The organism is Neisseria sp. HMSC065C04 (assembly GCF_001815375.1).
GTDB lineage: Bacteria > Pseudomonadota > Gammaproteobacteria > Burkholderiales > Neisseriaceae > Neisseria > Neisseria flavescens_D.
This window is the reverse complement of sequence record NZ_KV820414.1, coordinates 1-22,341: the sequence shown is the minus strand read 5'-3', so window position 1 is coordinate 22,341 and position 22,341 is coordinate 1. Positions and strand designations below refer to the sequence as shown.

Annotated in this window: 20 protein-coding genes and 2 pseudogenes; 15 read left to right on the top strand and 7 right to left on the bottom strand. The window is 47.4% G+C overall.

Features of this window, described 5'->3' with window-relative positions; all coding sequences use genetic code 11:
- Positions 1-396 precede the first annotated feature (396 nt).
- Positions 397-549, bottom strand: a pseudogene (locus HMPREF3022_RS11330) (nicotinate-nucleotide diphosphorylase (carboxylating)); the annotation flags it as partial.
- Here HMPREF3022_RS11330 and HMPREF3022_RS11540 point away from each other — a divergent pair.
- Positions 550-720: pseudogene (locus tag HMPREF3022_RS11540) on the top strand (L-aspartate oxidase); the annotation flags it as partial.
- A gap of 609 nt (positions 721-1,329) precedes the next feature.
- Here the strand turns inward: HMPREF3022_RS11540 and HMPREF3022_RS06260 are convergent.
- Together HMPREF3022_RS06260 and mobA are read right to left on the bottom strand one after the other, a co-directional pair.
- Complete coding sequence (locus HMPREF3022_RS06260) at positions 1,330-1,908, bottom strand: NAD(P)H-dependent oxidoreductase (protein ID WP_070765290.1); 579 nt, start codon at positions 1,906-1,908, stop codon at positions 1,330-1,332.
- Positions 1,909-2,292: 384 nt separating this feature from the next.
- Positions 2,293-2,874 carry a molybdenum cofactor guanylyltransferase MobA gene (mobA, locus tag HMPREF3022_RS06255; protein WP_049333507.1) on the bottom strand — a complete coding sequence of 194 codons (582 nt, stop codon included), beginning with the start codon at positions 2,872-2,874 and terminating at the stop codon, positions 2,293-2,295.
- Positions 2,875-3,134: 260 nt separating this feature from the next.
- Between mobA and HMPREF3022_RS06250 the strand changes: the two genes are divergently transcribed.
- From HMPREF3022_RS06250 to trmB, 3 genes are all read left to right on the top strand, one after another.
- Entirely contained in the window at positions 3,135-4,895 is a 1,761-nt protein-coding gene (locus tag HMPREF3022_RS06250; RefSeq protein ID WP_049333505.1) for a histidine kinase, read from the top strand.
- The gene (locus HMPREF3022_RS06245; protein WP_049333503.1) at positions 4,892-5,548 is read left to right on the top strand and encodes a response regulator; all 657 of its coding nucleotides are present in this window, start codon (positions 4,892-4,894) and stop codon (positions 5,546-5,548) included. Before HMPREF3022_RS06250 ends, HMPREF3022_RS06245 begins: the two co-directional genes overlap by 4 nt.
- A 137-nt stretch (positions 5,549-5,685) precedes the next feature.
- Positions 5,686-6,414, top strand: coding sequence for a tRNA (guanosine(46)-N7)-methyltransferase TrmB (gene trmB, locus HMPREF3022_RS06240; RefSeq protein WP_049333501.1), 729 nt, complete (start codon positions 5,686-5,688; stop codon positions 6,412-6,414).
- Positions 6,415-6,474: 60 nt separating this feature from the next.
- Here the strand turns inward: trmB and ilvA are convergent, their stop codons facing one another.
- The gene (ilvA, locus tag HMPREF3022_RS06235; RefSeq protein WP_049333499.1) at positions 6,475-7,998 is read right to left on the bottom strand and encodes a threonine ammonia-lyase, biosynthetic; all 1,524 of its coding nucleotides are present in this window, start codon (positions 7,996-7,998) and stop codon (positions 6,475-6,477) included.
- Positions 7,999-8,202: 204 nt separating this feature from the next.
- On the opposite strand from ilvA, the gene HMPREF3022_RS06230 reads away from it, so the two are divergent.
- Complete coding sequence (locus HMPREF3022_RS06230; RefSeq protein WP_070765289.1) at positions 8,203-9,420, top strand: D-alanyl-D-alanine carboxypeptidase family protein; 1,218 nt, start codon at positions 8,203-8,205, stop codon at positions 9,418-9,420.
- Positions 9,421-9,525: 105 nt separating this feature from the next.
- On the opposite strand, the gene HMPREF3022_RS06225 is transcribed toward HMPREF3022_RS06230, so the two are convergent.
- The gene (locus HMPREF3022_RS06225; protein WP_049333495.1) at positions 9,526-11,994 is read right to left on the bottom strand and encodes a calcium-binding protein; all 2,469 of its coding nucleotides are present in this window, start codon (positions 11,992-11,994) and stop codon (positions 9,526-9,528) included.
- A gap of 184 nt (positions 11,995-12,178) precedes the next feature.
- Entirely contained in the window at positions 12,179-13,807 is a 1,629-nt protein-coding gene (locus HMPREF3022_RS06220; RefSeq protein ID WP_070765288.1) for an ABC-F family ATPase, read from the bottom strand.
- A gap of 186 nt (positions 13,808-13,993) precedes the next feature.
- Here HMPREF3022_RS06220 and HMPREF3022_RS06215 point away from each other — a divergent pair, with 186 nt between their 5' ends.
- From HMPREF3022_RS06215 to HMPREF3022_RS06195, 5 genes are all read left to right on the top strand, one after another.
- The gene (locus tag HMPREF3022_RS06215) at positions 13,994-14,188 is read left to right on the top strand and encodes a hypothetical protein (protein ID WP_036491242.1); all 195 of its coding nucleotides are present in this window, start codon (positions 13,994-13,996) and stop codon (positions 14,186-14,188) included.
- Positions 14,189-14,201: 13 nt separating this feature from the next.
- Positions 14,202-14,651, top strand: a complete 450-nt coding sequence (locus tag HMPREF3022_RS06210) for a DUF4124 domain-containing protein (RefSeq protein ID WP_070765287.1) — start codon at positions 14,202-14,204, stop codon at positions 14,649-14,651.
- Between the two features lie 160 nt (positions 14,652-14,811).
- Positions 14,812-15,648 (top strand): sulfate ABC transporter permease subunit CysT, encoded by an 837-nt coding sequence (gene cysT, locus HMPREF3022_RS06205; RefSeq protein WP_070765286.1) that lies wholly within the window; start codon positions 14,812-14,814, stop codon positions 15,646-15,648.
- Positions 15,649-15,732: 84 nt separating this feature from the next.
- Positions 15,733-16,593, top strand: coding sequence for a sulfate ABC transporter permease subunit CysW (cysW, locus tag HMPREF3022_RS06200; protein ID WP_049333484.1), 861 nt, complete (start codon positions 15,733-15,735; stop codon positions 16,591-16,593).
- Positions 16,590-17,663: a sulfate/molybdate ABC transporter ATP-binding protein gene (locus tag HMPREF3022_RS06195; RefSeq protein ID WP_070765285.1), complete on the top strand. Its 1,074-nt coding sequence runs from the start codon at positions 16,590-16,592 to the stop codon at positions 17,661-17,663. Before cysW ends, HMPREF3022_RS06195 begins: the two co-directional genes overlap by 4 nt.
- Positions 17,664-17,717: 54 nt before the next feature.
- Here HMPREF3022_RS06195 and ung read toward each other — a convergent pair whose 3' ends face one another.
- Positions 17,718-18,377, bottom strand: a complete 660-nt coding sequence (ung, locus tag HMPREF3022_RS06190; RefSeq protein WP_070765284.1) for a uracil-DNA glycosylase — start codon at positions 18,375-18,377, stop codon at positions 17,718-17,720.
- A 125-nt stretch (positions 18,378-18,502) separates the two neighbouring features.
- On the opposite strand from ung, the gene HMPREF3022_RS06185 reads away from it, so the two are divergent.
- The 5 genes from HMPREF3022_RS06185 to HMPREF3022_RS06165 all read left to right on the top strand — a co-directional run bounded on the left by HMPREF3022_RS06185 (position 18,503) and on the right by HMPREF3022_RS06165 (position 22,224).
- On the top strand, positions 18,503-18,928 hold the full coding sequence (locus HMPREF3022_RS06185) for an NfeD family protein (RefSeq protein ID WP_070765283.1): 426 nt from the start codon (positions 18,503-18,505) through the stop codon (positions 18,926-18,928).
- A 9-nt stretch (positions 18,929-18,937) separates the two neighbouring features.
- Entirely contained in the window at positions 18,938-19,900 is a 963-nt protein-coding gene (locus HMPREF3022_RS06180) for an SPFH domain-containing protein (RefSeq protein ID WP_039863787.1), read from the top strand.
- A 75-nt stretch (positions 19,901-19,975) separates the two neighbouring features.
- Positions 19,976-21,238: a multifunctional CCA addition/repair protein gene (locus HMPREF3022_RS06175; RefSeq protein WP_070765282.1), complete on the top strand. Its 1,263-nt coding sequence runs from the start codon at positions 19,976-19,978 to the stop codon at positions 21,236-21,238.
- Positions 21,238-21,849, top strand: coding sequence for a hypothetical protein (locus HMPREF3022_RS06170; protein ID WP_070608330.1), 612 nt, complete (start codon positions 21,238-21,240; stop codon positions 21,847-21,849). Before HMPREF3022_RS06175 ends, HMPREF3022_RS06170 begins: the two co-directional genes overlap by 1 nt.
- A 63-nt stretch (positions 21,850-21,912) precedes the next feature.
- Positions 21,913-22,224 (top strand): hypothetical protein, encoded by a 312-nt coding sequence (locus HMPREF3022_RS06165; protein WP_070765281.1) that lies wholly within the window; start codon positions 21,913-21,915, stop codon positions 22,222-22,224.
- The last annotated feature ends 117 nt before the right edge of the window (positions 22,225-22,341 follow it).

Below are 22,341 nucleotides of genomic sequence, written 5' to 3'. Positions count from 1 at the left end.
TGCGTTGGCAGCCTGTCGCCGTATGGGACGCCTATTTGCGCTACAAAATCGGCAAAAATCTGACCGCCGAGCTTGTGGGCAGCAACCTGACCAACCGCTACTACCTCGACCCGATGAGCCGCTCTTACATGCCTGCACCAGGCAGGACAATCCGTATTGGGATAACTGGAAAATGATAATGATCAATTAATTATTTTGGGAGTAAAAAGCCGTCTGAATATTGGGTTTCAGACGGCTTTTACATGATGGCTTAGTTATGCCCTACTCTTTCATGTTATATGAAGGTTGAAGCTAACCTGCATAATTTTTATATCTTCTGCTTTGGAAGCAAAAAGGCTGCTTGAAAATGAAACGTCTATATTTCAGACGGCCTTTGCTTTATAGCAAACTCGAAATTTAAGCCACGAAATCCAATCCTATATCCAACGAATGGCTGCTGTGGGTCAGATAGCCGAGGGCGATGCCGTCCACGCCGGTTTGCGCCACGCGTTTCAGGCGGTCGAAGCCGATGCCGCCCGATGCTTCGCAATAGATGGTGTGGGGGTGGGCGGCTTGCGCCATGCTATCGCCCAATTTCGGCTTTGGAAGTAAAACCTGGCCAAACCACACACCGCGTCTGAATACGAGAGCCGCAACCTACTCGAATGCAGCCTCGCCGTCGCCCAAGCCGCATACAGGCGGAGACAGAACATCGGAGCATATTTTAATAGTGATTGTTAAGGCTGATAGTGAAAACTTTTCTCCAATAAATAAAGTCATTGACTGAAAAAGCAAAGGTTCACACATGATTAAGGAAAGATTGAAAAAAAGTAGGAGAAACGGTGGAAACTAAAATGCATGGATTGACAGTAATTATAAGTGATAATAACTAATTGTAGAGAGAAAAAAATAGAATTAATGAAAATAAGACCATCTGATCAGTTTTGAATAAGTTTATACAAAGTTGGCACAATTCACTATCTTTGCCCTACTTTATTTCATCAGGCTACAATTAATGATAGGGTCACAGTAAAATTAAACAGCCAAATTTCTATTAAAACCTATTGATTTTATAATAAAAATTGGAGTACTATTAACCTACCCTCTAGAGTATCATTAACTCTCAATTAACAATCAGGAACAAAAAGCGAATTTGATATAGAAATAGGGAAAACATCCTTAATTTATATTATGTTAAATTCATAATGCTAGTATTTTAGTCTATCAATTCCTGTTTCTCTCAGTAGTACAATCACTTACAGAATTCAAAAACAAAAAGGCTGAGACCTTTGCAAAATTCAGACGGCTTTTTATGGCAAAGTGCGGTCAGATTTCAAAGTATTTTTGCAATTAACCGAATACTTTTTCTAAATGTGTTTGGTAGTCAGCTAAGTATTGTTCTACTTGTGGATTTTTGATTACATCGTTACATAAGAATGTTGGCAGACGGGTCAAGCCGATGAACTCGTTGAGTTTGTGGAAATGCATATACAATACATCCACACCTTTACCTTCGAAGAAGTCGCCTTCACGAGTGAAGGCTTCAATCGGCGCATTCCAAGTAAGTGAAAGCATGTGTTTTTTGCCTTGTAACAAACCGCCTGTGCCGTAGCCTTCAGTCGGATTGACACGATGACGACCATCACTGTGGTAAAGTTTGCCGTGTCCGGCGGTTAATACTTCGTCTATGTATTTTTTCACTGTCCAAGGTTCGTGCATCCACCAGCCTGGCATTTGCCAAATCACGGCATCCATCCACAAGAATTTTTCGATTTCTGCTTCAACATCATAGCCGGCATCAATCACGATTTCTTTTACATTGTGTCCAAGCGCAGTCAAAACTTCTTTCGCTTTTTTGTGAAGCGTGTGGTTTAACTCACCATGCGAATGGCCGAAATCTTTACCACCGTCTAATAATAAAATATTCATTTGACTCTCCTAAACCAGGCAATTCTAACAAAGAGGGGCTGCTATTATGTCGTTTTAGCCTTTATTTTGAAAGTGTGGCCGTCTGCACATCTTAAGCCACGCAACGTAAAATCAGAATATCCCGTGAATTTTTTCGGTCAACTGTTTTACGAGGATTTGTTCGTAGATAATTTGGACTTAGGCAGACTAAATGACCTAAAAGAAACAGCCAATAGAGAAAAGCTAAAATTTATTTCAACGAGAAAGGTATCATCCTTCTGAATACACGGATTGAATAATTTATAAGGGTACTGATTACAAGATAGTTATTACCTATTGAAAGATATTAAATAATCATCAATTTAGCATATCTCTACCTGAACATTAGTCCCCTTACCTACCCAACTACAAAGGCTGAGCCAAATCGTTTTCCGTGTTGTAGCTGATAAAATCCTGCTCATGAGGGAAAGGAACGACCCGTGCGCGTTGCTGCTGCAACCAGCCGCGTATGCTGCGCATTCCTGAATAAAGGTATGGCACGGTGCTTTGCAGGATTTGCGGACGGATGAACATCACGCTGTAATGCGGTCTGGACGGGGTTTCAACGTAAAATGCATTGCACAACGGCGTGCGTTTGGCGATAGTCTCAAACTGGAAAACCAAGTTTTCCGGCAAACGTGGCATATCGCAGGATACGATAAGCAGCCAATCGGCAGTGGCAATTTGTAAATCGTTGGCGGCAGTACATAAGGCGGCTAAAGGACCGTAATGCTGCCATTGGCGTGCATCCGAGAAAACGTGCGCGCTGCGTTGGGCATAAGATTCAAGGTTGCGGTTGGCACTGATGGCGATATGGCTGACTTGCGGGCGGATTTTTTCGATAACGTGGTCTATCAAGGCTTTATTGTGCCATTGCACCAACCCTTTATCGACACCTCCCATCCGGCTTCCCTGCCCGCCGGCCAATATCAGTGCAAAAATTTTCATTTTGGTAGTCCTTTGCAAAGCAGAGTGTGTAAGTGTTATTCGAAATGTTGTATTTATGGAATAAGTTTTTAAGGCTTCAGGCCGTCTGAAACCTAGTTTTGTGATTTAATTCACTTAAGATGAATTTTATCATAACATGATTTTACATTAAACCCCTGTTTTTTCTTATCATAACCATACAATTATTTTAGACAGGTTGTTTATAAGCCGAAAGAATGATATTTTTATAAGATTATCGGATTAGTCTTCCTGCGTGCTTTATGCGTTTATTCTCCGGATCTTCAGACGGCCTGAGCCTGTCCTCGCGTTTAAAACTGCTGACTGTGTTATGGGTCGGCTCGGCTTTTTTGTCGATTGCCTTTACCCTGCTGCTTTCTTGGCGTTTGGAAAGCGCAGCCAAAACGATTGAAGATGCGGGCAGCTTGAAAATGCAGGTGTATCGCTTGGCTTATATGGCAAGCGTCCGTACGCCCAATGCGCAAATTGACAACCAAATCAAAGAATTTGAGCGTACGCTGGCCAATGTAACGCAAAGCGATGCCATTCATCCGCTGATTCCGTCACAAATGCCGCTGGCTTACGATTTGATCCAATCGATGCTGTTGATTGATTGGGAATCCAACATCAAGCCTTCTTTGCAACATTACGAGCGGCCGACCCAAATCGGCTTATACCGTTTTGCCGGCAATATCGAGCTGTTTTTACAGGCGATGGAAAATGCCAACGAGCAAAATACTTTGTGGCTGCGCCGTTTTCAAATGGCGATGATGTTGATGATTTTAGTGGCTGCCGGCTTGATGATTGTTTGGCATTATTCGTGGATCATCCGGCCGCTGGAAAAATTGCGCGACGGGGTAGAAACCATCAGCGAAGGTCGTTTCGGGGTACAAATCGATACAGACCAAATTCGTGAATTCGCCCAAGTCAGCAAGGGCTTCAACCAAATGAGCCGCCGTCTGAAAACGCTTTATACGGATTTAGAAGGACAGGTTGCCCAACAAACCCAAGACTTGGCGCGGCAAAACCGTGATTTGACCCTGCTCTACCAAACCACGCGCAATCTGCACCAAACCTTTACGCCCCAACAGGCGGCAGAAGAATTTTTGGCTCAGATTCTGCCGGCGTTTTCCGCTTTGGGCGGTACGGTATATCTTTCCGATGAGGAACGGAAACGTTCTGATTTGGCGGCAAGCGTCGGTGAAACCGAAGAAGGAAATCGTGTAGAATTTCCGATCGTTTATCAAGACGAACAGCTCGGTGTATTGGCCCTGTTTTTTTCAGACGGCCAGATGCCCAATGAGCAAGATGAAAAATTGTTGCAGACTTTAAGCGGGCAGCTGGGGATTTCCATCGCCAACAACCGCATGGAGCAAGAACGCCGCCTGCTTGCAGTTTTACAGGAGCGTAACTTGATTGCGCAAGGTTTGCATGACAGCATTGCGCAAGCCCTGACCTTTTTGAATTTGCAGGTGCAAATGTTGGAAAGCGCGTTTGCTTCAAACCAACGCGAGCAGGCAGAAGAAAATATCGGCTTCATCAAAGACGGCGTGCAGGAATGCTACGAAGACGTACGCGAGCTTCTGATGAATTTCCGCACCAAAATCAGTAATAAAGATTTCCCTGAAGCGGTAGAATCGCTGCTGGCGCGTTTTGAACGACAAACCGGTATTCCAGTCGATTTAAAATGGCAGGACGACGGACAGGCTTTGAATTATGATGAGCATTTGCAAATCATCTTCATCTTGCAGGAAAGCCTGTCCAATATTCGGAAGCACGCGCGTGCGCAACATGTCAGCGTCGAAATTGCCAACCACGGCGATTTTGTCATGACGATTCGGGACGACGGCGCAGGCTTTAATAAAGAACACCTATCAAACCGGCCTTCAGGCGAACATGTCGGCTTGGGCATTATGCAGGAACGGGCCCAACGGATTAACGCAGAATTGGCCATTACATCACAGATTGGGCAAGGTACGGCGGTTATGCTGACTTTGCCGCAACAAATGAGAACAGCATCATGACGATTAAAATTACCCTTATTGACGACCACACCCTATTTCGCAGCGGTATCAAGGCCTTGCTTTCTCGCCAGCCTGATTTTGAAGTCATCGGCGAAGCATCAGACGGCCTGGCCGGCGTAAAAATGGTTGAGCAGCTCAAGCCTGATGTGGTCTTGCTGGACTTGGATATGCCGGTCATGAACGGCCGCGAAGCATTGGCCCAAATTTTAAGTATCAATCCGCAGCTGACCGTCATCATGCTGACTGTTTCCGAAGACAGCGACGATTTGACCGAATGTATGCGTATGGGTGCAAAAGGCTTTTTGCTGAAAAACATCAACGCCGACTTCCTGTTGGAAAGCATCCGAAAAGCCGTCGATGGCGACAACGTCTTTTCTCCAGAAATGACCAGCCGCTTGGTGCAATCGCTGATTTCCCCTTCTCCTTCCCGTTCCGACCATCTACTGGAGCAACTAACCCCGCGCGAGATGGAAATCTTGGGCTATCTTGCCGCCGGACACAGCAACAAAATCATTGCCCGCCATTTGAATCTGGCAGAGTCAACCGTCAAAGTGCATGTGCAAAACCTGTTGCGCAAGTTGAACCTAAGCAGCCGCGTCCAAGCTGCGGTTTATGCGGTGCAACACAAAGTACCGCAACCGGTATTGTCTTAAAAAGGCCGTCTGAAACCTTCTTTTTAAAAGGTTTCAGGAAAAGCGTTTATTCGCTATAATCACGCCGATTTATATGCAGGGTTGTCTGATTCTTTCAGACGGCCTTTTTATTTGATTTCTCACTGATTTAAAACAACATGTCCGAAAACATTCCAGAAAATACACCCGAAAATACACCCGAAAATACCGTTCCTGAAGAACACAAACGCAGCATCCGCAGTTTCGTCTTGCGCCAAGGCCATATGACCGCGGCCCAACAGCGCGCCATCGATACGATGTGGCCGCAATTTGGTGTGGACTTCCAAGAAGCTCCTTTGGATTTGAACTGCGCTTTTGGACGGGACAATCCTAAAGTTTTGGAAATCGGTTTCGGTATGGGCGTCGCAACGGTGGAAATCGCCAAACGTCTGCCCGATACCGACTTTTTAGCAATTGATGTTCACGGCCCGGGCGTCGGCAATATCTTGAAGCTGATTGAGGAAGAACACATTTCCAATATCCGCGTGATGCGTCATGATGCGGTGGAAGTAGTGGAAAAGATGCTGGAAGACGGTTCTTTAGACGGCATTCATATTTTCTTCCCTGACCCTTGGCACAAAAAACGTCACAACAAACGCCGCTTGGTACAAGTGCCGTTTGTTGAAAAGCTATTGCCCAAACTCAAAAGCGGCGGCTATGTCCATATGGCGACCGACTGGGAAGAATACGCCGTGCAAATGCTAGAAGTTTTGAGCAGTTTCGACGCTTTGCAAAACACGGCTGCCGATTACTCCCCTACGCCTGATTATCGTCCTGAAACCAAATTTGAAGCCCGAGGCAAGCGGTTGGGTCATGGCGTTTGGGACTTGGTGTTCCGTAAGAAATAAAGCCAAACATAAAACACAAGGCCGTCTGAAAAATTTCAGACGGCCTTTTATCTTACTGAATTAAGCCAAGAAAAGTTTATAAGCCGGATTATCGGTTTCTTCTTTATAAACATAACCCAAGCTCTCCAAAAAGTCGGTAAAGGATTCATTGTCGCTTTCAGGTACATCGATACCGACCAAAATACGACCGTAGTCCGCACCATGATTGCGATAATGGAACAAAGTAATATTCCATTCGGCGCGCATATGGTTCAAGAAACGGGACAATGCGCCGGGGCGCTCAGGAAATTCAAAGCTGACCAAACGTTCGTTGGCTACTTTTTCCGTACGGCCGCCGACCATGTAACGGATATGGATTTTGGCAATTTCATCATTGGTCAAATCGACATTGGGCAGGCCTGCTTCAGTCAGTTGTTCACTGATGACGGCCAAGTCTTGCGCACCGGCGGTTTGCAAGCCGACAAAAATATGCGCATTTTTATCGCTGCCGTAGCGATAGTTGAACTCAGTAATGTTCCGGCTTCCCAACAAATTGATAAACTTCAGGAAGCTGCCCTTTTCTTCGGGAATGGTAACGGCAAAAATACCTTCGTTTCCTTCGCCCAGCTCACTGCGTTCTGAAACATGGCGTAGGCGGTGGAAGTTCATGTTGGCGCCGCTGGTAACGGCAACCAGGTTTTGACCTTGAATATTGTTTTTCGCAACGTAAGCCTTCAAGCCGGCAAGCGCCAATGCGCCCGCAGGCTCGGTAATGCTGCGCGTATCGTCAAATATATCTTTAATCGCGCCGCACAACATATCCGTATTGACCGTAATAATCTCGTCCAACAGCTCTTTACACAGGCGGAAGGTTTCCTCACCCACTACTTTAACCGCCGTGCCGTCTGAAAACAGGCCGACATCTTTCAAATGTACGATTTCCCCTGCTTCAACCGATTGTTTCATACAGCAAGAATCATCGGTTTGCACGCCAATGACTTTAATTTCAGGACAAACCTGTTTGATAAACGCTGCTACGCCTGCTGCCAAACCGCCGCCGCCAATCGGCACAAAAATCGCATTGATATTGCGGTGCTGGCGGAGGATTTCCATGCCGACAGTTCCCTGACCTGCAATCACATCAGGATCATCAAAAGGCGCGATATAAGTCAGTTTTTCCTTTTCTGCCAACTCCATCGCATAATCATAGGCATCGTTGTAAGACACACCTTTTAATACCACTTCACCGCCACGGCTCTTTACTGCATCAATTTTGATTTTCGGCGTAGTCTCCGGCATCACAATCACCGCACGGCAACCCAAATATTGAGCCGACAAAGCCACACCCTGCGCATGGTTGCCCGCGCTTGCTGCAATCACGCCGCAATCCAAGGCTTCTTTAGGCAGTTTCGCCATTTTGTTGTACGCGCCGCGGATTTTGAACGAAAACACCGGTTGCAAATCTTCGCGCTTGAGCAAAACCTGATTGTTCAGACGGCCTGACAGACTGCGCGCCAAATCCAAAGGCGTTTCTACGGCCACATCATAAACGGAAGCGGTCAAAATACGGGTTAGATAATCAGAAAGAGGAAGGGAATGGTTCATGGTATTTTAGTATTCGGAAATAAATTGCAATTCGGTCAAACCGACCGGAGGAAAAAGTTAAAACCATACCCCTGAGGCCGTCTGAAGGCAAGAAAAATCTTAGCAAAGCCTAAATGAGACGGTATAATGTCCGCTTAATATCTATTTAATATGCCAAACTGTTTGCTTCATAACAGTATCCACTCATATTCAAATCCACAAATAATGATGAAAAAAACGCTACTTAGCTTAATTTTTGCTGCCCTCCTGAATACTCCTGCCCTCGCTGCCGACCCGGTTGCATCTACCCCTGCCGTACAAAGCGAGGCTCAAACGCAGCCGCTGCTGCACAGCATCAATAGCCCGACAACGCCGCCGGAAATTGCGGCGACGGCCTATATCGTTACCGACCTGCACAGCAAGCAAACCTTGGCATCCAACAATGCCGACACGCCTATCGAGCCTGCCGCGTTGACGCAAATGATGACCGCCTACCTTGCCTTTAAAGCACTGGAAAACGGTACACTTGAAGCAAGCCAAATGCTGACCGTTTCCAATGCCGCATGGAAAGTCGAAGGTTCGCGCATGTTCCTTGACCCGAAAGTTCCTGTCAGCGTCAGCTCCTTGATTAAGGGTACAACCATCCAATCGGCCAACGATGCCGCCATTACCCTCGCCGAAGCCATTGGCAACGGCTCTATTGACGAATTCGTTAAACAAATGAATGAAGAAGCCAAACGCTTGGGCATGAAGCACACCCACTTCAACAACCCGACCGGCATTTCTTCTAACGGCCATGTTTCAACCGTTGGCGACCTGGCTATTTTGGCAGCCGCGCTGATCAACGACTATCCGAAATACTATCCTTTGTTTGCAAACAAATCTTTCAAATACAATAATATCGAGCAGCCTAACCGCAATCTTCTGCTCTATCGCGACAGCAGTATCGATGGTTTGAAAACCGGCTATTCTGAAGGCGCAGGCTATCATCTTGCTGCTTCCAGCAAACGTAACAACCGCCGCATCGTTTCCATTCTTGCCGGTGCCGAATCTACCGAGGCACGCGCCAGCGAAAGCAGCAAACTGCTCAACTGGGCGTTGCAGGCATTTGATACGCCCAAACTTTATAACGGCGGAGAAGTAATTTCCCAAGTAAAAGTTTACAAAGGCAGCACCAAAGCCGTAGACATCGGTTTCTTGGACGATGTTTACATTACCATCCCCCACGATACCGGCAAAAACGTCAAACCAATCTTAGAAACACTTCAGCCCGTCCTCGCCCCAATTGAAAAAGGCCAAGTATTGGGCAAACTGAAAGTCATGAAAGACGGCAAAGTCATTGCCGAAAAAGACGTCGTCGCACTAAATGGTGTGGAAGAAGGCAGCTGGCTGCGCCGTATGTGGGACGCGATTGTGTTGTGGTTTAAAGGTTTATTCAGTTAATGCTCTTCTAAACAATCACCCATAACAAGGTAAGCATCAAAAAGGCCGTCTGAAATCTGTTTTCCAGTTTTCAGACGGCCTTTATTCAGCCTAAAAGACAGCTAATTAAATAATTCCAGCGTTGGCGGAAGATGCTGCATCATCGTGAACATCAGCCGTATTGACAGACGAGTAGCTCATGCGCTCAGTGTGCGTATTGACGGCTGACAAATTACTGATATTGCCGTTGCCTGACAATCTACCCATCAACTCTTGCAGGCTCAATGTACCTTCATCGAAACGGAAGGTATCAATCACAGCATCAGTTTTACCGGAAACAAATTGGTCATTGATGGTAATACTGTCCCCTTCTGATCCCTTGATGGTAATTTTCCAATCAATATTGCCTCGAACATCAGTAATGGCATCAATATGCAGGTCATTAACAGAAATATTTTGGCCAAATTGCAGTGCATTATGTTCGCCCACATTATCGACAATCGTATCCTTACCTTCTCCAAGGCTGAAAACATAAGTATCGGCACCCTTGCCGCCTACCAAGTAATCGGTTCCTTGTCCGCCGAACAAAACGTCGTTACCATCGCCGCCATTCAAACGGTCATTGCCACTTTCGCCCCATAAAGTATCGTTGCCATTGCCTCCATGTATAGAATCATTACCCATACCGCCATTGAGACGATCGTCTCCATCATAGCCAAAAATAATGTCATTACCTGAATCACCGTTAATCGTATCATTGCCCAAACCGCCTCTGATACGGTCATTGCCATCGCCGCCGCTGACAAGAGCATGGCTGCTGTCTGTAATTGTGATGATATTATCAGCACCTAAATGAAGTGAGGCTTGGGTAAGACTGTGATCATCTACTTCCGCTACATTTTTTGCAGAATTATTTTCTGCTACCGAAAGGCTGTGATTATTTTCGATGGTCAATGTAGTCTCGTTTACAGACTCTGGAATATTACCTTCTTTAGGATTACGGGTTTTGGTAATTTCTTGATCGGAAAGATTATTCACAATAGTGTTATTTTCAATTTTGATATTGTTGAGTTCTCCCAAAATATCTTTTTTGGGAGTAGCATAATCCCTGCCTTCTTCCAAATCGATAGAACCTTTAACACGACCATATGTGTCCGCATTAGTCCCATTGTTTACCAGTAAGTTATCGTGAACGGAAATACCCGTATCATTGAAATCAAAATTATGGCTGTTTTTGAATACAGTGTTTAAGCGTACGCCACCCCAATTGGCATTATCTTTAATAAGGTTATTGGCTACTTCATGACCTTTGCCGCCAAAGATACCAATACCTGCCGCACGCCAGCCTAATTCAACGGTATTGTTTAAAAAGTGGTTATTTTCAGCAACATGGGCATTGGTATTCTCATGATGACTTGACCATGTTGCTAAGCCATCATCACCATTGCCGCGGATATTGGAATTGATAACGGTGGAATTGCTGGTACCTTGGGCAAAGTTAACGCCGTCTGCAAAGTTATTACGAATAGTGGCATTGGAGATAGTCAAACCATCAGTGTAATTTAAAGGTTTGTTTTTAGAATAATCCCCCATCCAAACACCAGCTTCAAAATGTTCAATTTTGATATCGTGAATAGAAGAGCCAGTACCTAAAGTGCCGGATATCCCTTTGTAATTGGCTTTCTCATCATGTCTTGAATTTAGATTTGAATCCATAGAGAGATTGCCCAAATCTATATCTTTACTACCGGGTTCAAAAGTAATACCACCGCCACCGCTCGCATAACCCTTATCATCGTATTTAGCAGCTTCTGTATTCAAAAAATGTAACTTAGTGTGCCATTGCCCTGCACCGGTAATCTTAATGCCATCAGGAACATAAAGAGAAATCGGTCGTGAAAAATCAAATTGACCTTCAGGAATGTAAACAGATTTTTTAGACGCTTTTGCAGATTCAATCGCAGCCATAAATGCTTGGTAATCATCCGAGCCGTCATTGGCAATTGCGCCGAAATCAGTAATGCTGACACTGTTTTCAGGCTGTCTAATGGCGTCCGGTGCCTTTTCCAAATCAACCAAGTCAATGCCTACGGGTGTGCTGTCGAGATTAGTGATGGTAACTGTATCTCCTTTATTGATATGGGCATCTTTAAATAATTGGCTGACTTCGTCAAATTGGAAGCGGGCAAGCCTATCTGCCGCAGGCGTATCATGAACTTTAATATCGTCATTCGGATGATATGTATAGTTATCCAAATATTGCCAGTTAGATTTGGAAGACAAATCCAAAGTACCGATCACTGTATTATTGACTTTGACTTCAACTTTACCGCTTTCACCGTCAGGAACAGTATAACGGATGGTTACGGCATTGGCATCTGCTTGTGCAATAAATGACACAGATGCATTAGTCGGCAAATCAACATATGCCTGACCGCTTGCTTCACGGGCAGTTGCGCGTTCTGTTTCTTTAGAAGAAGAGTGGTTCTCAACGATACCGTTCTTCAACTCGCCTTGTTCTGCCTCATAAGTCGTGTAGGCAAGTTTTGCACCATATTGGGAAGCGTTTGGCACTACAGTTTTAAGGTCTACCATTTGATATATTCCTTCAAAAATATTGTATTTTTAAATTAATCTACGATACAAGCTCCTATTGGTCATAAAATTAGCATAAAAGTTCAGTAATCTATTATTAAGTTTGATAAAGAAAAAATGCCGTCTGAAAACACAACGGTTTTCAGACGGCATTTCAATACCTTAATAGGTTATCAGTATGAGCTTAAACTAAGCCTTTTTTCTCCAGATAGCTTTCGTAATCACCCAGGTAGTGTTCATATCCGCCTTTGCCATCCAATTCGATGATTTGGGTAGCCAATGAAGATACAAACTGACGGTCGTGTGAGACGAAAATCAGCGTGCCGTTGTATTTTTCCAGCGCCATGTTCAAGGATTCGATGCTTTCCATGTCCATGTGGTTGGTCGGTTCGTCCATAACCAAGACATTGGGTTTCAACAGCAACAGTTTGCCGTAAAGCATACGGCCTTTTTCGCCACCGGAGAGAACCTTCACTTTTTTCACAACATCGTTGCTGCCGAAGAGCAAGCGGCCCAAAGTGCCGCGGATGACTTGTTCGTCATCGCCTTCCTGGCCCCATTGACGCATCCATTCAGTCAAATCCATATCAACGTCGAAGTCGTTTTCATGGTCTTGCGGATAGTAGCCGACACTGGCTTTTTCCGCCCATTTGATGGTGCCTTCGTCCGGCAACAGGCCGTCTGAATATTCGGGATTGTACGCGCCGGCCAAGAGTTTCAGCAGAGTAGATTTACCTGCGCCGTTCGGGCCGATGATGGCAAGGCGTTGACCGGCTTCAAGGATGAAGTTCAGGTTTTTAAACAACTGGGTTTCAAAACGTTTGGCCAGTTTTTCAACTTCCACTGCCTGACGGTGCAACTTGGCTTTTTCGTCGGCTTCAAAACGGATATATGGGTTTTGACGGGTAGAAGGTTTGACTTCGACCATTTCCGATTTGATTTTGTCGGCCTGTTTCAGACGGCTGGTTGCCTGACGGGCTTTGGATTTATTGGCAGAGAAGCGTGCGACAAACTCTTGCAGCTCTTGCAGTTTCTCTTTGGCTTTGGCATTGTCTTTCAGGGCGCGTTCACGCGATTGGGCGGAAGCGAGCATGTAGTCGTCGTAGTTGCCCGGATAGATGGTGATGGTGTTGTAGTCCAAATCCGCCATATGGGTGCAGACTTCGTTCAAAAAGTGACGGTCGTGCGAGATGATAATCATGGTGGAGTCGTATTGGTTCAACACGCCTTCCAACCAACGGATGGTATTGATGTCCAAGTTGTTGGTCGGTTCGTCCAAGAGCAATACATCTGGCTTGGAGAACAGGGCTTGCGCCAGCAATACGCGCAGTTTGAAACCCGGGGCAACTTCTGCCATGGTCGCGTTGTGCAAATCTTCGGAAATACCCACGCCGCTCAACAATTCGGCAGCGCGCGCTTCGGCGGTATAGCCGTCATATTCGGCGAACTTGGCTTCCAGTTCGGCGGCTTTCATGTAATCGTCTTCGGTAGCTTCGGGGTTGGCGTAAATCGCATCACGCTCGGTCATCGCCGCCCACATTTCGGTGTGACCCATCATCACCACATCCAGCACGCGCATGTCTTCGTAGGCAAACTGGTCTTGGCGCAATTTACCCAAACGCACGCCGTTTTCAATCGCTACTTCGCCGGCAGTCTGTTCCAAATCGCCGCCGAGGATTTTCATGAAGGTGGATTTGCCTGAGCCGTTGGCGCCGATCAAGCCGTAACGGTTGCCTTCGCCGAATTTGACGGATACGTTTTCAAACAGCGGCTTTGCGCCGAACTGCATGGTGATGCCGTTGGTAGAAATCATTATTCGTAAAACCTTTATAAATAGAATGTTATAATCGGACGCGATTGTAGCATATTTTTGCAAAGACCTCAGGATTGAGGCCATGGCAAATGTGCCCAATACCCGATGCAAGATGAAAACAGGCAACGCTTCACGCAAAAATGCGTTGTAGGCAGCCTTTCAGGCCGTCTGAAACGGAGAAACGATATGGAAACGCACAAAATCTATTACGCCGTGATTATTTTGGTATGCGCCGCTTCCATGCTGCTCAGCCCGTTTTTCTATATCCGCCGCACGCGCTCGGGCGCCGAATTGCGGCGCGCGCCCAGACAGTGGAAACCCATACTCTTCGCCAACATCATCATGATTGCGGCTTTGTTTGTTTGGTGGAAATGGTTTTAAGGAAAAATAAAAAATGAACAAAATTTGGTTCAGCACATTACTGCTCGCGTTGACAACTGCGGTTTCCGCCGCGCCTATTTTTGAATGCACCGATTCTGCCGGCCGCAAAGTCTATACCCAAGCCGGCGGCAAAAACTGCAAAGCCAGCAATATCGGCAAACCGTCCGTATATACTTCTGCGCCTGTTTCAACACCGGCAACGCCGACTTCCCCAAGCAAAGCCGAGCAGGCGGAAGAAGCTGTCGCCCCGGTCAATCCGGCTGACGTCGGCGCAGCCAAGCGTGCTTTAGATACCGCCAAGAAAAATTTGGAAGAAGGCAAAAAAGTACGTTATGGCAATGAACGCAACTATGCCCGCTATCTCGAACGGATCAACGGTTTGGAAAAAGCCGTCCGCTCGGCTCAGGAAAACTATGACGCGGCGCAACGCCAGCCTGCATCTCAAGATCCTGTTGCCTATTGATACTTACCACACCAGCAAGGCCGTCTGAAATTTGGTTTTCAGACGGCCTTTTCATGTCTTCAATATAACAAAATCGTCTTTATACCTAACAAAGCATTCTTTCCAGTTTTCAGACGGCCTTGTTAAAGTAAGCGTGTATTAAATTCTGACGGTTGCCATTATGTTGTTACTCAAAACGCCTTCTGTATTGCCGGGTTTCAAGCTCAGTCTGGGTTTGACGGTTTTATGCCTGTCGCTTTTGGTGGTTTTGCCGTTTGCAATGATGGTGGCCAAAGCGGCGGAAATCGGCTGGAGCGGATTTTGGAACACGATTACCGAACCCAATGTCTTGGCGGCCGTCTGGCTGAGCTTGCGGATGTCGTTTTATGCGATGTTGACCAATATCGTGTTCGGCACGTTGGTCGCCTGGGTATTGGTGCGTTATGAATTTCCGGGCAAAGGGTTAGTAAACGCTTTGGTCGATTTGCCGTTTGCGCTGCCGACAGCGGTAACAGGTATTGCGTTGGCAACCCTGTATGCGCCCAATGGCTGGATAGGCCGTTTTTTCGAGCCTTTGGGGATCAAAATCGCCTTTACGCCCGTCGGTATTTGGATTGCGCTGATTGTCGTCAGCCTGCCCTTTATCGTCCGCGCTGTGCAGCCGGTATTGGAAGAATTGTCGGGCGAGTATGAAGAAGCGGCGGCGACTTTAGGCGCAAGCCGTTGGACTACGTTCCGCCGCGTCCTTTTACCTGAAATCACACCGGCCCTGTTGACCGGCGCAGGCATGATGTTTGCCCGCTCTACCGGCGAATACGGCTCGGTCATTTTTATCGCAGGCAATATTCCGATGGTGTCTGAAATCCTGCCCTTGATTATCACCGGCAAACTGGAGCAATACGATGCTCAGGGCGCATCAGCCGTTGCTCTGTTTATGCTGATGATTTCGTTTGTCATCCTGCTGATTTTAAACATTATGCAATGGACTTTAAGCCGCCGCGCCGGAGCGAGGGTTTAACAAACAACAGGCCGTCTGAAACATCAAGCAAACATTTTTCAGACGGCCCAAACGAATACAAGAATAAATCGAGATTACCCTATCATGAAAACCCATTCTACCAATCCAAACTTGAGCGAACCGCGTTGGCTGCGCGTGTTGCTGACTGCTACCGCCTTGGGCTTTCTGCTGCTGATGCTGGTCGTACCGTTGGTTGCCGTATTCTACGAGGCTTTAAAAGGCGGTTGGGATTTATACCTGCAATCCTTGAGCGATCCCGAAGCTTGGTCTGCCATCAAATTAACGCTGATTACCGCGCTGATTGTCGTTCCTGTCAATGCCGTATTGGGCGTAGCGATGGCGTGGCTGTTGACCCGTTTTGATTTTCGCGGCAAGCAGTTGCTGACTACCCTGCTCGATTTGCCGTTTTCCGTATCGCCCGTGGTGGCCGGTTTGATGTTCGTCTTATTGTTCGGCGCGCACACGGCATTGGGTGGCTGGCTGGAAGCGCAAGGCATACAGATTATCTTCGCCATCCCCGGCATTATTCTGGCGACGCTGTTCGTTACCTTCCCTTTTGTCGCACGCGAAATTATTCCTTTAATGCAGGCGCAGGGCGACAGCGAAGAACAGGCCGCCTTGATACTCGGTGCAAGCGGCTGGCAGATGTTTTGGCGCATTACCCTGCCCAACATCAAATGGGCGTTGCTCTACGGCATCATTCTTACCAACGCCCGCGCGATGGGCGAATTCGGCGCGGTCAGCGTGGTATCGGGGCACATTCGCGGCGAAACCAACACCATCCCGCTTTTGGTCGAAATCTTCTACAACGAATACAACTTCACCGGCGCATTCGCCCTCTCCGGCGTATTGGCACTTTTAGCACTGGCGACGCTGGCGGTGCAGAACATCATCACCAAATTACAAGATAAAAAACTTGCCGCCGCCGAAAGGAACGCAGCATGAGCATCACCATCCAAAACTTAAACAAACACTTCGGCAACTTCCACGCGCTGAAAAACATCAACCTCAACGTCCCCACCGGCAAACTCGTTTCCCTGCTCGGCCCTTCCGGCTGCGGCAAAACCACGCTCCTGCGTATAATCGCCGGACTGGAAAACGCCGACGGCGGCAACATCCTGTTTGACGGGCAAGACGTAACCGCCAAGCATGTGCGCGAGCGCAAAGTCGGCTTCGTGTTCCAACACTACGCCCTCTTCCGCCACATGAACGTGTTTGACAACGTAGCCTTCGGTTTGACCGTATTGCCCAAGTCCGAACGTCCGTCCAAAGAACAAATCCGCGCCAAAGTCGAAGAATTGCTCAAACTCGTGCAGCTCTCCCACCTCGCCAAATCCTATCCGCACCAGCTCTCCGGCGGCCAACGCCAACGCATCGCCCTCGCCCGCGCGCTTGCGGTCGAACCGAAACTCCTGCTTTTGGACGAACCCTTCGGCGCGCTGGATGCCAAAGTGCGCAAAGAATTACGCACCTGGCTGCGCGACATCCATCACAACTTGGGCGTAACCAGCATTTTGGTCACACACGATCAAGAAGAAGCCCTCGAAGTTTCCGACGAAATCGTTGTCATGAACCACGGCAAAATCGAACAAACCGGCAGCGCCGAAGCCATTTACCGTAAACCAGAAAACGCCTTCGTTACCGAATTCCTAGGCGAAACCGACGCTTTTGAAGGCAGAATCGAAAAAGGCATCTGGCACTACAACGGCTTCGCGTGGAAATTGGACGCGCACTACAAATGGCAGGAGCAAACCGCTATCGGCTATATACGTCCGCACGAATGGCAACTTGCCGCCGAACATGAAACACCGATGATCCATGCCAAAATCGAAAAAATCCACGCCGTCGGCGCATTGACGCATATTGTGGTAAAACACGACAAACAAGACGTGCATATCACGCTGGCAGGCAGCGATGCCGCGCGTTACCAAATCGCCGAAGGCAAAGAATTGAGGCTGATTCCGAAACAGGTTTATGTCTTCTCTCAAAACGAGCTGATTGAATATTCGATTTGAGACTAAATCATAAGGCCGTCTGAAAATCAGCTTTCAGACGGCCTTTCATCTTATTTAAACCTGCCAATCAATCGGCTCTAAACCATGCGCCTGCAAATAAGCGTTTGCCTGCGAAAAATGTTTGCAGCCGAAAAAGCCTCGATAGGCCGACAAGGGGGAAGGATGCGGCGCGGTCAGCACCAAATGGCGGTTGCGGTCGATAAACGCGCCTTTCTTCTGCGCATGGCTGCCCCACAGCATAAAGACTAAATGCTCGCGTTCCTTATCCAATTGTCGGATGACTTCATCGGTAAACGTCTCCCAGCCCAAAGTCGCATGAGAATGCGCCACACCGGCGCGGACAGTCAACACCGTATTCAACAGCAATACGCCCTGTTCCGCCCAATGCTGCAAATAGCCGTGTTGAGGAATCTGGAATCCCTCAATATCCGTCGCCAACTCTTTATAAATATTGACCAACGACGGCGGCACCGCAATTTCAGGCTGTACGGAAAACGCCAAACCATGCGCCTGACCTGCGCCGTGATACGGGTCTTGCCCCAATATCACTACCTTTACATTTCCGAATTCAGTCGTCCGAAAGGCATTGAATACATTGCGCTCAGGCGGATAAACGGTTATCCCCGCCTGCCTGTCATGGCGCACCTTCTCCAAAATCGTTTGAAAATACGCCTTTTCTTTTTCCGCACCAATCGCCTCGTGCCAAGTCTGCATTATTTGCCGCTCCTTATTTGAATGGACTTATTATAACTGAAATAATTTTCAACCTTAGCCTTTTCATTTTAAGCCATTGCCATTATGATAAGGATTATCAAAAGATTATTAAAAGGATATGCCGCATGACGATATGGTTTGTTGCCGCCGCCGTTGTTCTGATTGTCGAATTGTTTATCGGAACGGTTTATCTTTTGGTGGTCAGCGTAGCGCTGGCTGCCGCCGGAATTATGTACGGATTAAGTGGACACTTCTCTACCGCCGTTTTGACCGCGGCCATCATCAGCGCACTCGGTATCTGGCTGGTACATGGCCGTCTGAAAAATCAGTTGGCTCCCCAAGCGCTCAACGATGACTTGGATATTGGGCAAAACGTCCGCATCCTACGCCACCTGCATGACAATATTTACGAAGTCGCCTACCGCGGTACACACTGGCAGGCACAAGCCGAACGGCCTCAAGATACTTTTCAGACGGCCTCAAGCGCAGTCATTACGGCCAAAAACGGCAATCTGCTGATTATCCGCACACTCTCCCAACCATCATCATAAGGAAACATTATGGAATTTCTGCTCAGCCTCCCCGTCCTCATCCTCATCGTCGTTGTTGTTTTTGGTTTCAAATCCTTTATCGTTGTACCGCAGCAGGAAGTCTATGTGGTCGAACGATTAGGCCGTTTTCACAAAGCGCTGACTGCAGGTCTGAACATCCTGATCCCATTTATCGACCGTGTTGCCTATCGTCATTCGCTGAAAGAAGTTCCTTTGGATGTTCCCAGCCAAGTCTGTATTACCCGCGACAACACTCAGCTGACTGTGGACGGCATTATCTACTTCCAAGTTACCGATCCTAAACTCGCTTCATATGGTTCCAGCAACTACATCATGGCGATTACCCAGCTTGCGCAGACAACTTTGCGCTCTGTCATCGGCCGCATGGAATTGGATAAAACCTTTGAAGAACGCGACGAAATCAACAGCATTGTTGTTGCTGCTTTGGACGAAGCGGCAGGCGCATGGGGCGTGAAAGTCTTGCGTTACGAAATCAAAGACTTGGTTCCGCCGCAAGAAATTCTGCGCTCCATGCAGGCGCAAATTACAGCCGAACGTGAAAAACGCGCGCGCATTGCCGAATCCGAAGGCCGTAAAATCGAGCAGATCAACCTTGCCAGCGGTCAGCGCGAAGCAGAAATCCAACAGTCCGAAGGTGAAGCGCAAGCCGCCATCAACGCGTCAAACGGTGAAAAAATCGCCCGCATCAACCGCGCACAAGGTGAAGCCGAAGCCCTACGTCTGGTGGCCGAAGCCAACGCCGACGCCATCCGTAAAATCGCCGAGGCGGTTCGCTCAGAGGGCGGTGCTGAAGCTGTTAACCTGAAAGTTGCCGAGCAATACGTTGCCGCCTTCAGCAATTTGGCTAAAGAAAGCAACACGCTGATTATGCCCGCCAACGTTGCCGACATTGGCAGCTTGGTCTCCGCCGGTTTGAAAATCATCGACGGCAACAAGCCTAAAGCGTCATAATAGCGTTCTGACTCAGGCCGTCTGAAAACCCAATACGGCTTTTCAGACGGCCTTTTTATATCGTTCGATTTTTATATGAATACACAAACCATCAAAACCTATCTTGTCGGCGGCGCCGTCCGCGACCATCTTTTAGGCCTGCCCGTCAAAGACCGTGATTGGGTAGTCGTCGGTGCAGATGCGCAAACCATGTTGGCTCAAGGTTATCAGCCGGTTGGCAAGGATTTTCCCGTCTTTCTCCACCCGGACAGCCACGAAGAATACGCCCTCGCCCGTACCGAGCGTAAAACTGCCAAAGGCTATGCCGGATTCAGTTTTCATGCCGATAAAGACGTTACGCTGGAACAAGACCTAATGCGCCGCGACCTGACCATCAATTCCATGGCTCAGGATTCAGACGGCACGATCATCGATCCTTTTGGCGGACAACAAGATTTGGCGGCCGGCATCCTGCGCCACGTTTCGCCTGCCTTTGCCGAAGACCCTGTGCGGATTTTGCGTATCGCCCGTTTTGCCGCGCGTTATGGTTTTCAAATTGCCGATGAAACCATGTCGCTGATGCGGCAAATGGTAGAAAACGGCGAAGCGGATGCCTTGGTTGCCGAACGCGTCTGGCAGGAATTATCCAAAGGCTTGATGGAGAAAAATCCGCGCCGAATGATTGAAGTTTTGCGCGAATGCGGCGCACTCAAAGTTTTGCTGCCCGAAGTCGATGCCCTTTTCGGCGTACCGCAACGCGCCGACTATCATCCCGAAATCGACAGCGGTATTCACACGCTGATGGTTGTACAACGAGCTGCCGAGATGAACCTGTCCCTCGCCGAACGCTATGCCGCCCTATTACACGACTTGGGCAAGGCAAAAACACCGGCCGATATCCTGCCAAAACACTACGAACACGACATCAACGGCGTCGAACCCGTCCGCGAAGTCAATCAACGCCTGCGCGCACCCAAACACTGCGCCGAGCTTGCCGAACTCGTCTGCCGTTGGCACATCATGCTCCATCAAGTCGGGCAGTTTAAAAGCAAAACCATTTTGAATGTTTTGAAAAAAACCGATGCATTTCGCCGCCCCGAACGTTTTCAGACGGCCTTAAACGTCTGCGTGGCCGACAAACAAGGCCGTCTGAACCTTGAAGACGCCCCCTATCCGCAGCGTGAACACTGGTTGGCTTTACTTGAAGCCGCCAACCAAGTAGATGCAGGCAAAATTGCCGCCGAGTGTCGCGCGCAAGGAAAAACGCACCTTATCGCCGAACAAATTGATCATGCCCGCTTAGCGCAAATTACACCGCTGCAAAAAGCATATCAGGCAGACAAAGTAGGAGGATATTGATGACATCTTCACGTTATAAAATTGAACAAACACCTAGCAAAATTACCTTGTCAGCAAAAATTATACGTAACCGACTCAAACTTCTATTAACTTGCAGAGACCTTGTAATCGTACTATTGATATTAGCAAACATTCCAAATTTAAACTTTGAATCAGCATTTAATATCATACTCCTCATATTTTTGGGTCTGCTTTCTTTCCAATGTATTTATGACTTACTGTGGCAACTTTTTGGACAAGAACATATTCATGTTCAAAATGGAATACTTTCACACCAGTTCGCGCTGTTTGGATTGGGAAAAGGTAAAAAATTTTCACTCGTAGAAATAGCGCAATGGCAGCCACATGAGAACCATGCAAATACTAAAAACACTAAAATAACACTGCGTAACTATTTGAGCCAGAGAAGGAATACATCCACCATCTCCAGCCCCTTACGACAACCAAATAGTAAACAAGGTGCATGGTCATTTGTTTATCATGGGGAAACCATATATATCGGAGAATTTTTTTATAGCGACGATTACCAAGCAATTAACTCAAAATTAAATAGCCTAATGCCAAAAAAAGCCAAAACAGAGGCACTTTCCGAACCAGAACACGGCCTTTAAAACAGCCACCACGATATCTGCTATAATCCGCAACTTAACCACCTTATTTCAACAATAAAAATCATGACTATCCAGACCGATTTACTTCACGAAAAAATCAGCAATGAAGATTATCAACGCCTCATTGTCAAACACAGCGAATCTTTCAGCGACGGCGAAATCTGCCTATTGAATGAGATTTTGGAAAAATTTGAATTTGATGTCGTACAGGAACAAGCATTGGCGCAAGCTGTGATGCAGCAGGTGCGCTTCGATCCAAACGACTACCATATCGACAGCGACGATGAAGACACAACCGGCATCTGCCCGCACTGCATCAATCCGCCCATGCCGCCCCTGCGCGATTATCTGGTTTGGCGCAAAACACGCGGCTGAAAATTTTCCTAATCGATTTTGATAAGTTATTAACCATTCGTTATCGAACAAGGCCGTCTGAACAGGTGTCATCGTTACATTTGTTCAGACGGCCTTATATATTGCGCCCTATCACAG

Excerpts from the sequence above, each read along its gene's own strand:
- HMPREF3022_RS06230 (WP_070765289.1), top strand. The coding sequence starts at position 8,203 with ATGATGAAAAAAACGCTACTTAGCTTAATTTTTGCTGCCCTCCTGAAT.
- HMPREF3022_RS06185 (WP_070765283.1), top strand. The coding sequence starts at position 18,503 with ATGACGATATGGTTTGTTGCCGCCGCCGTTGTTCTGATTGTCGAATTG.
- HMPREF3022_RS06225 (WP_049333495.1), bottom strand. The coding sequence starts at position 11,994 with ATGGTAGACCTTAAAACTGTAGTGCCAAACGCTTCCCAATATGGTGCA.
- HMPREF3022_RS06180 (WP_039863787.1), top strand. The coding sequence starts at position 18,938 with ATGGAATTTCTGCTCAGCCTCCCCGTCCTCATCCTCATCGTCGTTGTT.
- HMPREF3022_RS06170 (WP_070608330.1), top strand. The coding sequence starts at position 21,238 with ATGACATCTTCACGTTATAAAATTGAACAAACACCTAGCAAAATTACC.
- cysT (WP_070765286.1), top strand. The coding sequence starts at position 14,812 with ATGTTGTTACTCAAAACGCCTTCTGTATTGCCGGGTTTCAAGCTCAGT.
- HMPREF3022_RS06165 (WP_070765281.1), top strand. The coding sequence starts at position 21,913 with ATGACTATCCAGACCGATTTACTTCACGAAAAAATCAGCAATGAAGAT.
- HMPREF3022_RS06175 (WP_070765282.1), top strand. The coding sequence starts at position 19,976 with ATGAATACACAAACCATCAAAACCTATCTTGTCGGCGGCGCCGTCCGC.
- HMPREF3022_RS06250 (WP_049333505.1), top strand. The coding sequence starts at position 3,135 with ATGCGTTTATTCTCCGGATCTTCAGACGGCCTGAGCCTGTCCTCGCGT.
- HMPREF3022_RS06260 (WP_070765290.1), bottom strand. The coding sequence starts at position 1,908 with ATGAATATTTTATTATTAGACGGTGGTAAAGATTTCGGCCATTCGCAT.
- ilvA (WP_049333499.1), bottom strand. The coding sequence starts at position 7,998 with ATGAACCATTCCCTTCCTCTTTCTGATTATCTAACCCGTATTTTGACC.
- HMPREF3022_RS06195 (WP_070765285.1), top strand. The coding sequence starts at position 16,590 with ATGAGCATCACCATCCAAAACTTAAACAAACACTTCGGCAACTTCCAC.
- mobA (WP_049333507.1), bottom strand. The coding sequence starts at position 2,874 with ATGAAAATTTTTGCACTGATATTGGCCGGCGGGCAGGGAAGCCGGATG.
- cysW (WP_049333484.1), top strand. The coding sequence starts at position 15,733 with ATGAAAACCCATTCTACCAATCCAAACTTGAGCGAACCGCGTTGGCTG.
- ung (WP_070765284.1), bottom strand. The coding sequence starts at position 18,377 with ATGCAGACTTGGCACGAGGCGATTGGTGCGGAAAAAGAAAAGGCGTAT.
- HMPREF3022_RS06215 (WP_036491242.1), top strand. The coding sequence starts at position 13,994 with ATGGAAACGCACAAAATCTATTACGCCGTGATTATTTTGGTATGCGCC.
- HMPREF3022_RS06245 (WP_049333503.1), top strand. The coding sequence starts at position 4,892 with ATGACGATTAAAATTACCCTTATTGACGACCACACCCTATTTCGCAGC.
- HMPREF3022_RS06220 (WP_070765288.1), bottom strand. The coding sequence starts at position 13,807 with ATGATTTCTACCAACGGCATCACCATGCAGTTCGGCGCAAAGCCGCTG.
- HMPREF3022_RS06210 (WP_070765287.1), top strand. The coding sequence starts at position 14,202 with ATGAACAAAATTTGGTTCAGCACATTACTGCTCGCGTTGACAACTGCG.
- trmB (WP_049333501.1), top strand. The coding sequence starts at position 5,686 with ATGTCCGAAAACATTCCAGAAAATACACCCGAAAATACACCCGAAAAT.